Here is an 11170-nt window from a genome sequence, read left to right as displayed (position 1 = left end):
GAAGGAAAATCTGATTTGCTGTCTTCACCATTGAGGCCGTCCAGCACGATCCTGACCTTCTGTTCCGCAGAGTAAAGTTTGCGCGTCGCGCGACGAATGTCTTTACGACTTTCTCGCCGTGGCTCTGCTTGGTTCCGGGTTTTTGTCTCATCTCCACTTCTTGGTGGCCACGATGTACCAGCAGCGCTATCGCCATTCATCAACTCCGCTAGACAGGAGAAAGGCCCCGGAAGAATTCCGTGGCCGTTTTCTCATATCTCCAGCCAAAATGACCTATTGAAACGTTTAGGTCATGTCGCGTGACACGCCACATATATTTCGTTCAGCGCTTCATACCTATCCGCATTTGGAATGACCGCAGCTGCGGCAGGTCATGCAGCCTTCGATCATGACCATGTCGTACTGACCGCAGGACGGGCAGGCTTTGCCACGTGGCGCGTCCAGGTTCACCACTTGCGCCTGGGGATCGGATTTCAACCCCATCCCTTCGCCTTCCAGAAAGCCGATGGCGACCATGTGCTGTTCGATCACGCCCCCGATCGCGGCCAGGATCGATGGGATATACTTGCCTTTGACCCACGCCCCGCCGCGCGGGTCGAAAACGGCTTTCAGCTCTTCGACCACAAAGGACACGTCTCCGCCCCGGCGGAACACGGCCGAAATCATCCGCGTCAGCGCCAGTGTCCAGGCGTAATGCTCCATGTTCTTGGAGTTGATGAACACTTCGAACGGGCGGCGGCGGCCCGAGATGATGATGTCGTTGATGGTCAGATAAATCGCGTGCTCGCTATCGGGCCATTTCAGCTTGTAAGTCGACCCCTCCAGCGATTGCGGGCGATCCAGCGGTTCGGACATGTAGATGACGTCGCCGCCTTCAATTTCATGAGGCGCACTCGCGCTTTCCCCCGGCACCTTGTCATCGCTTTCAGAAACGGTCAGAACCGAGCCGGTCACATCGTTGGGGCGATAGGTCGTGCACCCTTTGCAGCCCTGATCCCAGGCCTGCATGTAGACGTCCTTGAAGGCGTCAAAGCTGATATCTTCCGGGCAGTTGATGGTCTTGGAGATCGAGCTGTCGATCCATTTCTGCGCTGCCGCCTGCATCTTGACGTGATCCGACGGCGTCAGGGTCTGGGCATTGACGAAATAGTCCGGCAGCGCTGCGTCGCCAAACTTGTCGCGCCACATCTGAACGGCGTAATCCACGACCTCTTCTTCGGTGCGCGAGCCGTCTTTTTGCAGAACCTTGCGGGTGTAGGCATAGGCAAAGACCGGTTCAATCCCCGACGACACGTTCCCGGCATAAAGCGAAATCGTGCCCGTGGGTGCGATCGAGGTCAGCAGAGCGTTGCGGATACCATGTTCGCGGATCGCATCGCGGACGTCGTCATCCATTTGCTGCATTGTGCCGCTGGCCAGGTATTTCTCGGCGTCGAACAGGGGGAACGCGCCTTTTTCCTTAGCCAGATCGACCGAGGCCAGATATGCGGCGCGGGCGATTGCGTGCAACCAGCGTTCCGTCTGACGCGCCGCCTCGTCGGACCCATAGCGCAAGCCCAGCATCAGCAGCGCATCCGCAAGACCCGTCACGCCCAGCCCGATGCGGCGCTTGTCCTGCGCTTCCGCCTCTTGCTCGGCCAACGGGAATTTTGAGGCGTCCACGACGTTATCCATCATGCGCACGGCTGTCGCGACCAGTTCCTGCAACGCCGGTTCATTCAGATGCGCGGCATCCCCAAACGGTTCGGCCACCAGCCGCGCCAAATTGATCGAGCCCAGCAGGCACGCCCCGTAAGGTGGCAGAGGTTGCTCGCCACAGGGGTTCGTCGCGGCGATGGTTTCAACGTAGCTCAGGTTGTTGGCCTGATTGATGCGATCTATGAAGATCACGCCCGGTTCGGCATAATCATACGTGGCCTGCATGATCTTGTTCCACAGATCGCGCGCCTGCACGGTGTGATAGATCTTGCCATCAAACTGCAACTCCCACGGGCCGTCGGCCTTGACCGCCTCCATGAAGGGATCGGTCACCAGCACCGACATGTTGAACATGCGCAGGCGGGCCGGGTCGGATTTGGCGGTGATGAACTGTTCGATATCGGGGTGATCGCAGCGCATGGTGGCCATCATCGCCCCCCGGCGCGAACCCGCGGACATGATCGTGCGGCACATTGCGTCCCACACATCCATAAAGCTGAGCGGGCCCGAGGCATCCGCCGCCACGCCTTTTACATCCGCGCCGCGCGGCCGGATGGTCGAGAAATCATAGCCGATCCCGCCCCCCTGCTGCATGGTCAGCGCGGCCTCTTTCAGCATGTCAAAGATGCCGCCCATGCTGTCGGGGATGGTGCCCATAACGAAGCAGTTGAACAGTGTCACCTGCCGCGCGGTGCCTGCGCCAGCAGTGATGCGCCCGGCGGGCAGATATTTGAAATCTTCCAGTGCCTCGTAGAACCTGTCTTCCCAATGATCCGGGTCGTCCTCGACCCGCGCGAGGTCACGGGCGATGCGTCGCCAGCTGTCTTCAACCGTCTGATCGATGGGCGTGCCATCCGCCTGTTTGAAGCGGTATTTCATGTCCCAGATCTGCTCGGCGATGGGGGCGGCAAAGCGGCTCATTGGTGATTCCCTGTGCTGAAAGAGGTATCCAGACTAACACCCACTACACCTTGATGAAAGCCAATCCTGAGCTACAATGGATAGATAGCAAAGGGACGACTCTGTGGGAAAGCTGTGGATAAGTACGTGAACCTCATCAAACTTTCGGTTGGTTCGGAAAGCGTGGACTCTCTGATCGCGTGGCAAGACAGCCGCAAACCGCTTTATGAGGACGGATATCCGCGCCACGTAACCCGCATGTGGCCCAAACGTGATGCCGAGATTCTGAATGGCGGATCAATCTATTGGGTCATCAAAGGTGTCGTACAGTGCCGTCAGCGCATTCTGCGCCTGGACGAGGTGATCGGCGAGGACGGTATCCGCCGCTGCGCCATCGTTCTCGACCCTAACGTACATCGGACCCAGAACGCCTTGAAACGCCCGTTTCAGGGTTGGCGATACCTGAAGCCCGAAGATACACCAGCCGACCTTCCGAAAGGGCGCGCGCAGGATGACACCCTGCCCGATGATCTGAACCGCGCCCTTGCGGATATCGGTGTGCTGTAGTTACCGCAGCCGATCCAGCAATTCCGTCAGAACCGCCTTATCCGCCGCGTCGACCTTTGCAACCCGGCTGCGCCACAACGTGGCCTGCGATTGCAGGATCAGACCGTCCGACAGGATCTTGAGGTGGTTTGCCCGCAGGGTTTCACCTGAGGAGGTGATATCGGCAATTGCTTCGGCTGTTTCGTTCATGACCGTACCTTCGGTCGCTCCCTGGCTGTCGACCAGAGTGTAGTCGGCCACGCCCGCGTCGGTCAGGAACTCCCGCACCAGTCGGTGATATTTGGTGGCGATCCGCAGCCGGTGGCCGTGGGTGTTGCGAAATGCCGCTGCCGCCGCATCGAGATCGTCCAGCGTGTCCACATCGACCCAGCAGGCGGGTGTGGCAATGATCAGATCGGCTTTGCCAAAGCCCAGCTGCGCAATCTCTTCGACCTGCTGTTCCCAGCGTGGCAGCTTCTCATGCACCAGATCGATGCCGGTGACGCCCAGATGAATACGGCCCGACGCAAGTTCGCGCGGAATCTCACCCGCCGACAACAGAACCAGCGAGACGCCGTCAATCCCGTCAACCCTACCCGCATATTCCCTGTCCGAGCCGTTGCGGGACAGCATGATGCCATGTTTTTCGAACCATGAGACGGTCTTTTCCATCAACCGGCCCTTCGAGGGCACGCCCAGTTTCACACTCATTGCGCGGCCTCCTCGATTTCAAGCATCAGGTCCGGGCGGATCACGCCACCGATTGCGGGGATTTCGGCCCCATCGCCCAAGCGGCGCGTCAGCGCATCATAGCGCCCACCGGTGGCGACAGGCGGCAGGTCGGGACGGCCTTCGGCGTAGAACCCAAAGACAAACCCGTCATAATATTCCATTGATGTCCGGCCATAAGACGCTTCGAAATCCAGCCGCGCGACGTCGACGCCACGCGCTTGCAGGGCTGCGATCCGCGCCTCCAACCGGTCCAGTGCCGGGGTGATCTGCGGCAGATCCACTGCCACATCCCTCAGCTGTTCCAACGCGAAGGGCATGGTTTCACGCACATTCAGCAGCGTTTCCAACCCGGCCAGTTCATTGTCAGAGATCGGCGGCGCAGCGCGATCTTCACGCAGGGCTTTGATCCGGTCGGCAATCTCGGGCCCGCGGCGCTTGCCGATCATCGGAACATCAACCGCCATCGGGTCGTCCGCGTCCAAAAGCGCGTCACGGCCTTCGGGCCCCGGTTTACGCCCTGCAAACCGGTCCAGCAGCGCACGAAACCGGCGCGGCCGCCACAGGTGCCGCATCAGCGCGGCCTTGCGGCGGTCTGTGGTCCGAAGCCCTTCGACAGCCGCGGTTAGGATACCGATATCCCCGGTCGCTGCGCGCAGAGGCAGCCCGCGCAGTTGCATTGCCATCAGCGAAAACACTTCGGCATCGGCACCAGCGGGATCATCGCGGTCAAAAACCTCGTACCCCACCTGAATATATTCGTTCGAACGGTCCGGGTCGTGTTCCTGACGGCGGAACACCTCACCTGAATAGGTATAGCGCGCTGGCTCGGCCCCGTCCCGCATGTGCATCTGAACAACAGGCAGGGTGAAATCCGGGCGCAGCATCTGCTCGCCCCGCAGCGCGTCCGAGGTGACGTAGGCACGGGCGCGGATATCCTCGCCATAGAGGTCCAGCAACATTTCAGCGGGTTGCAGCAGCGGGGTATCCACCACCTGCGCGCCCGCAGCCTCGAACCGGACACGCATCATCGCGGCACGGGCCTGTATCTGGGAACGGTTGGGCATGGGTCAGTCCTGACTGTTCAGAATTTCACGCACTTTCGCGACCAGATCAGCGCGCGATACTTCGAACTGGCTGGGGCGTTCTTTCCATTCCTCCAGCGTGGCGCTTTCGGCGATCTTAGCCCCAAGGATCAGGTCCTTGATCTGCACGATGCCTTTTGCCTTTTCGTCCCCGCCTTCGATCACCGCAACCGGAGAGTTGCGCTTGTCCGCGTATTTCAACTGATTGCCAAAGTTCTTGGGATTGCCCAGATACACCTCGGCCCGGATGCCCGCATTGCGCAGCTCGGCCACCATCGCCTGATAATCGGCCATCCTGTCGCGATCCATGACGGTGACGACCACGGGGCCTTTGGCCTGGGCGCTGATCCGGCCCTTTTCGCGCAGCGCCGCCAGTAACCGATCGACGCCGATGGACACCCCGGTCGCGGGCACTTCCTGCCCGGTGAACCGCTTGACCAGATCGTCATAGCGCCCGCCGCCCGCAACCGAGCCGAATTGCCGCTTGCGGCCTTTCTCGTCGAAGATTTCGAACGTCAGTTCGGCCTCGTAGACCGGACCGGTGTAATAGCCCAGGCCACGGACGACGGAGGGGTCAATGACAATGCGGTCGGGGCCGTAGCCGCCAGCGGAGAGAAGTTCAGCGATCTGTTCCAGCTCAGCAATCCCATCCGCCCCAATCTTGCTGTCACCCACGGCAATGCGGAGGTTGGCCAATGTACCAGCGGTATCGACGGCCTTGGAAGTCAGGAAGGCGATAACCGGGTCTGCCTGATCATCGCTGAGACCAACGCCGTCGATAAACGCGCCCGACGCGTCCAGACGGCCCTTGGTCAGCAACTCGCGCACACCCTGCTCACCCACCTTGTCGAATTTGTCGATAGTGCGAAGGACGTTGTCTCGTGCGGCTTGATCATCGCCAAGACCCATCGCCTCCAGCACACCGTTCAAAACCTTCCGGTTATTCACCCGGATGATGTAGTCGCCGCGCGGGATGCCAACCTCTTCCAGCGTGTCGGCCAGCATTGCACAGATCTCGGCATCAGCAGCCATCGAGGCGGTTCCAACCGTATCTGCATCGCATTGATAGAACTGCCGATACCGCCCCGGCCCCGGCTTTTCGTTGCGCCAGACCGGACCCATCGCATAGCGGCGATAAGGCGTCGGCAGGTCGTTGCGGTGCTGGGCGTAAACCCGGGCCAGAGGCGCGGTCAGGTCATAGCGCAGGGCCATCCAGTCGCCATTTCCGCCCTCGTCAAACTCCTGCCACGCAAAGACGCCTTCGTTCGGGCGGTCCACGTCGGGCAGGAACTTGCCCAGCGCCTCGACGGTTTCGACCGCACTGCTCTCAAGCGCGTCAAACCCGTACCGATGATAGACGCCCGCAATCGTCCGCAGCATCTCGGTGCGCTGCGTGACTTCCTCGCCGAAATAGTCACGGAACCCTTTCGGCGTTTCGGCCTTGGGGCGGGGCTGTTTCTTGGGCTTGGCCATGTGGGGCGTCCTTGGGAGTGTACCTGTTCCGCGCGCGGTCTATCCCATGGCCCGCATCTGGGCAAGGCGCGCTTTCTCTGGCCAAGGCGTCACGGGGTCGCTATGTGCAGCCTGAAAGACAGGAGCATCCCATGCAGCAACTGGAAGAACAGATTGCCCATCTGACCCGCACGGTTGACGATCTGAACGCGGTTGTCACCCGGCAACAGGCCGAGATTGACCGGCTGACCCGCCGTGTCGAGATGCTGCTGCACCGTGAGGCCGAGCGCGCACAGGAAGGGTCAGGCGGCGTTGTCCTTGGTGACGAACGTCCGCCACATTACTGAAAGCTTACAGCCCCAGCGTTGATTTCACCGCGTCGTCGACGACGCCACCCAGCAGGGCGTTTTCATCCCCGGCGCAGCCGTCTTTCAGAGCCGCCACAAATGTTTCGCGCAGCGTGGCCTTTTCCTCGTCCGAACTGGCATGAGCTTCGAGGTCGACCTGACGGTTATAAAGGGACAACGCCGTCATCTTGCCGACCACGTCCACAATGTATTCTTCATTCCCGTCAGCCTCTTCGATGACCGACGCGCATGTGTGATACATGAGCGGCAGCGCCGCTTGCACCATCTGTTCGGCTTCCTCGTCCGCAAGGGCATAGCCGGGCCCTGTAAGCAGCGCGGCGGTTGTGATCACTTTCATCGCGTTCAAACGCATCATCCCGCCCCCGCTTATTTCGAGTTCGCGCCGATCAGCGCACCAGCAATTGCCCCTGCGGCGGCGCCCTTGCCGTCGCCGATCAAGGCCCCGACCCCGGCCCCGATCACAGCACCTTTGATCGTGTTCTCTTTCTTCTTGTCGTCCGCAAGCGTGGCTGTCGCCGAAACCAAAGCCAGCGATGCCGCCGCCCCCAATGCAATCGTTCTGAAATTGAGACCTGCAATCGTCATATCAACGCCCTCCCGTGGCATGATCAGAAGACATATTTGCAAGGTCAGCCTAGCGGTGCGCTAACTGTCTGGCAACAAAGCGGTGTCAGATCTCTTCGACGGTCATCACGCCTTCCAGCGATTTGATCGCGCCCTTGATCTGGGGATTGATCGGGAACACACGCCCCAAGTCGATTTCGACGTCGCCGGGCAGGCCGGGGTCCAGCAACAGCAGTTGGATCGGTCCGCGGGCCGCACCCTTGGCGGCGGTTGCGGCTTCTTCAAGAACCGTTGCAATAGTTGGCACCGCCCGCGCTTCGTCGACAAAGATGCGCAGTCCCGTCGCCCCGGCTTCGGCCACTACAGAATCCGCTGGTCCAACCGAACGACCCAGCAGCTTGAGCTGATCGGACTCCACCGTCGCCTCGACGGTCAGAACCACCTGAGCGCCGGTTTCCAGAAACTCGCGGCATTTCTCCAGCGTGTCGGAAAACAGCGTGACCTCATAAGCGCCGGTCGGGTCCGAAAGCTGGGCAAAGGCGAACCGGTTGCCCTTGGCCGATTTCCGTTCCTGCCGCCCGGCAACCACTCCGGCCATCTTGGCAATCAGCGGGCCAGAACGGGCTTTCTCGGTCACCTCGTCCAGCGTCAGAACCTGTTTACGCTTCAAGGCCGGCATATAGTCATCCAGCGGATGACCAGAGAGGTAGAAGCCGATGGCCTTGAACTCTTCGCTCAGACGTTCAGCCGGCAGCCAGTCGGGGGTCAGCGACAGGCGTGGTTCGGGCAGGTCATCTCCGGCCTCGCCAAACAGCGACACCTGGTTCGAATTCTTCTGTTCATGGATCGCTGCCGAATACTGCACCAGTGCATCAAGGCTTTCGAAAACGCGGCGGCGGTTCCGGTCCAGCTCATCAAAGGCTCCGGCGCGGGCCAGCATCTCAAGCGGGCGTTTGCCCACTTTCTTCAAATCCACGCGGCGGGCGAAATCGAACAGGTTGGCAAATGGCTTGTCCGCGCGACCCGCAACGATCAGATTCATCGCCTCGACACCCACATTCTTGAGCGCGCCCAGCGCATAGACCAGATGTCCGTTATCAACATCGAACGTGGCCTGAGAGCGGTTCACACAAGGTGGAATATACGGCAGTTCCAGCCCTTTTCGGACCTCTTCGAAATAGATCGCCAGCTTGTCGGTCAGATGAATATCGCAATTCATGACACCCGCCATGAATTCGACCGGATGGTTCGCCTTCAACCAGCCGGTTTGATAGCTGACCACCGCATAGGCGGCGGCGTGGGATTTGTTGAAGCCGTAATTGGCAAATTTTTCCAGCAGGTCGAAGACTTCGCTGGCTTTCTTGGCATCCACCCCGTTTTCTGCCGCGCCTTTTTCGAATTTGGGGCGTTCGGCATCCATCGCCTCTTTGATCTTTTTACCCATCGCGCGGCGCAGCAGGTCCGCGCCGCCAAGGGAATACCCGGCCATCACCTGTGCGATCTGCATCACCTGTTCCTGATAGACGATGATGCCCTGGGTTTCCTCAAGAATGTGGTCGATCAGCGGATGAACGGATGTGATCTCGCGCAGCCCGTTCTTGACCTCGCAATAGGTCGGGATGTTCTCCATCGGGCCGGGACGATAGAGCGCGACGAGGGCCACGATATCCTCGATACAGGTGGGTTTCATGCGCTTGAGCGCGTCCATCATGCCCGAGCTTTCCACCTGGAACACCGCGACCGTCTTGGCCGCTGAATAGAGCTTATACGTCGCCTCGTCATCCAGCGGGATGGCGTTGATCTGGTTCTCGGCCCCCTCGGCAGGTTCGTAAAGCTCGGTGCCATCGGCGGCGATATGCAGCTTCCGTCCGGACTTGAAGATCAGGTCCATCGCGTTCTGGATCACGGTCAGGGTTTTCAGACCCAGAAAGTCGAACTTTACCAGCCCGGCCTGTTCCACCCATTTCATGTTGAATTGGGTCGCAGGCATGTCGGATCGCGGGTCCTGATAGATCGGCACCAGCGCGTCCAGTGGCCGGTCGCCAATCACAACCCCAGCCGCGTGGGTCGAGGCGTTGCGCAGCAGCCCTTCGACCTGCTGGCCGTATGTCAGCAGACGATCCACCACCTCTTCGTTGCGCGCTTCTTCCCGCAGGCGCGGCTCGTCCTTCAGGGCTTTTTCGATGGAAACCGGTTTGACACCTTCCACGGGGATCATCTTAGACAGACGGTCCACCTGCCCGTACGGCATTTGCAGCACCCGCCCGATGTCGCGCACGGCGGCCTTTGACAGCAAGGCACCAAAAGTGATGATCTGCCCCACCTTGTCGCGCCCGTATTTCTGCTGCACGTAACGGATCACCTCTTCTCGGCGATCCATGCAGAAGTCGATATCGAAGTCGGGCATCGAAACCCGTTCGGGATTCAGGAACCGTTCAAACAGCAGGCTATAACGCAGCGGGTCGAGGTCGGTAATTGTCAGCGCATAAGCCACCAGCGAGCCCGCACCCGATCCCCGCCCCGGTCCAACCGGAATATCGTGATCCTTGGCCCATTGGATAAAGTCGGCAACGATCAGGAAGTAACCAGGAAAGCCCATGCCTTCGATGATGCCAAGTTCGAAATCCAACCGCTCCTGATACTCCTCGGGCGTCACCGCATGGGGGATTACCGCCAAACGTTTCTGCAAGCCTTCATTCGCGATGCGGCGCAGTTCAGCGACCTCGTCATCGGCGAATTTCGGCAGGATGGGATCGCGGCGATAAGCCATAAAGGCGCAACGCCGCGCGATCTCGACCGTGTTCTCAATGGCCTCGGGCAGATCAGCGAACAGCGTCACCATTTCCTGCTGCGACTTGAAATAATGCTGCGCGGTCAGGCGGCGGCGACCTTCCTGCTGGTCGACATAAGCCCCTTCGGCGATACAGATCAGCGCATCATGGGCCTCGTACATATCCGAGGTCGGGAAATAGACGTCATTGGTGGCAACTAGCGGCAGGTTCTTGGCATAGGCCATCTCGATATGGCCGCGCTCGGTCTGGCGTTCGGCCTCGGGTTGGCCGTCTTCACCTGGGTGACGCTGGAGTTCGATATACAGACGATCCGGGAAAATCGCGGCCAACCGATCCACCAGCGCCTCGGCCGCCGGACGTTGCCCCTGTTGCAACAGGCGGCCCACCGGCCCGTCAGGCCCTCCGGACAGGCAGATCAGCCCGTCGGCGCGGTCCGCAAGCTCGTCCAGCGTGACCTGCGGCAACTGCCCGCCCTTGTCCACGTAAAGGCACGTGCTCAGCTTCATCAGGTTCTCGTACCCCGCCTCGGACTGTGCCAGCAGAACAAGCGGCGCGGGCGATTTTTGTTTTTCCCCCGGTTGCGACTGCACATAAGTCAGATCAACCTGACATCCCATGATCGGCTGGACACCAGCCTGACTGGCTGTCACCGAAAATTCCAGCGCCGAAAACATGGAATTCGTGTCAGTCACTGCAACGGCAGGCATCTCCATCTTCTCGCACAGGGCGGGCAGTTTTTTCAGCCGCACAGCGCCTTCCAGAAGGGAATATTCGGTGTGAACACGTAGGTGAATGAATCGGGGGGTACTGCTCATGAACGGCAGGCTACCCTAGCCGCGAGGCATGCAAAAGCCGGAACCTGCGCCGTTGTTTGGCAAAATAATCATTTTCGATTATTCGGATTTTCCAGAAGGTGCTTCGGAAAGCGACATCTTCACTGACAAAAAAACGCTTTAGTTTCAAACAACTGATATTTACACAGGGTGCGCAATTCCACGCCGATTGGCTGTAATGATGCATCATACAGGCAGTTTTT

10 protein-coding genes are annotated in these 11170 nt (G+C 59.8%); 2 read left to right on the top strand and 8 right to left on the bottom strand.

Annotation, left to right across the window (positions count from 1 at the left end; all coding sequences use genetic code 11):
• Together ACR0M9_RS20075 and ACR0M9_RS20070 are read right to left on the bottom strand one after the other, a co-directional pair.
• Window positions 1–200: hypothetical protein (locus ACR0M9_RS20075; protein ID WP_480774478.1), on the bottom strand; the 200-nt coding region annotated here is incomplete at its 3' end.
• A 136-nt stretch (window positions 201–336) separates the two neighbouring features.
• On the bottom strand, window positions 337–2619 hold the full coding sequence (locus tag ACR0M9_RS20070) for an adenosylcobalamin-dependent ribonucleoside-diphosphate reductase (protein WP_480774477.1): 2283 nt from the start codon (window positions 2617–2619) through the stop codon (window positions 337–339).
• A 114-nt stretch (window positions 2620–2733) separates the two neighbouring features.
• Here ACR0M9_RS20070 and ACR0M9_RS20065 point away from each other — a divergent pair, with 114 nt between their 5' ends.
• Window positions 2734–3165 carry a DUF1489 family protein gene (locus tag ACR0M9_RS20065; RefSeq protein WP_267363648.1) on the top strand — a complete coding sequence of 144 codons (432 nt, stop codon included), beginning with the start codon at window positions 2734–2736 and terminating at the stop codon, window positions 3163–3165.
• Here ACR0M9_RS20065 and hisG read toward each other — a convergent pair whose 3' ends face one another.
• From hisG to hisS, 3 genes are read right to left on the bottom strand one after another with little or no spacing between them, the layout of a single operon-like run.
• Window positions 3166–3855, bottom strand: a complete 690-nt coding sequence (gene hisG, locus ACR0M9_RS20060) for an ATP phosphoribosyltransferase (RefSeq protein ID WP_480484818.1) — start codon at window positions 3853–3855, stop codon at window positions 3166–3168. It abuts the gene before it with no gap.
• Window positions 3852–4940 (bottom strand): ATP phosphoribosyltransferase regulatory subunit, encoded by a 1089-nt coding sequence (locus tag ACR0M9_RS20055; RefSeq protein ID WP_480774476.1) that lies wholly within the window; start codon window positions 4938–4940, stop codon window positions 3852–3854. The genes hisG and ACR0M9_RS20055 overlap by 4 nt, the downstream gene beginning before the upstream one ends.
• 3 nt (window positions 4941–4943) lie before the next feature.
• Window positions 4944–6431, bottom strand: a complete 1488-nt coding sequence (hisS, locus tag ACR0M9_RS20050) for a histidine--tRNA ligase (RefSeq protein ID WP_480540032.1) — start codon at window positions 6429–6431, stop codon at window positions 4944–4946.
• Window positions 6432–6562: 131 nt separating this feature from the next.
• Between hisS and ACR0M9_RS20045 the strand changes: the two genes are divergently transcribed.
• Entirely contained in the window at window positions 6563–6757 is a 195-nt protein-coding gene (locus tag ACR0M9_RS20045; protein WP_209504826.1) for a SlyX family protein, read from the top strand.
• 4 nt (window positions 6758–6761) lie between these two features.
• On the opposite strand, the gene ACR0M9_RS20040 is transcribed toward ACR0M9_RS20045, so the two are convergent.
• The 3 genes from ACR0M9_RS20040 to dnaE form a co-directional block, all read right to left on the bottom strand.
• Window positions 6762–7133, bottom strand: a complete 372-nt coding sequence (locus ACR0M9_RS20040) for a hypothetical protein (protein ID WP_480774475.1) — start codon at window positions 7131–7133, stop codon at window positions 6762–6764.
• Between the two features lie 11 nt (window positions 7134–7144).
• Window positions 7145–7363 carry a YMGG-like glycine zipper-containing protein gene (locus ACR0M9_RS20035; RefSeq protein WP_480774474.1) on the bottom strand — a complete coding sequence of 73 codons (219 nt, stop codon included), beginning with the start codon at window positions 7361–7363 and terminating at the stop codon, window positions 7145–7147.
• Between the two features lie 85 nt (window positions 7364–7448).
• Window positions 7449–10949, bottom strand: coding sequence for a DNA polymerase III subunit alpha (dnaE, locus tag ACR0M9_RS20030; RefSeq protein ID WP_480774473.1), 3501 nt, complete (start codon window positions 10947–10949; stop codon window positions 7449–7451).
• Between the last annotated feature and the right edge of the window lie 221 nt (window positions 10950–11170).

The organism is Ruegeria sp. CH2, assembly GCF_056537065.1.
The sequence above is the reverse complement of the archived record's forward strand: the minus strand, read 5'-3'. Positions and strand labels throughout refer to the sequence as shown.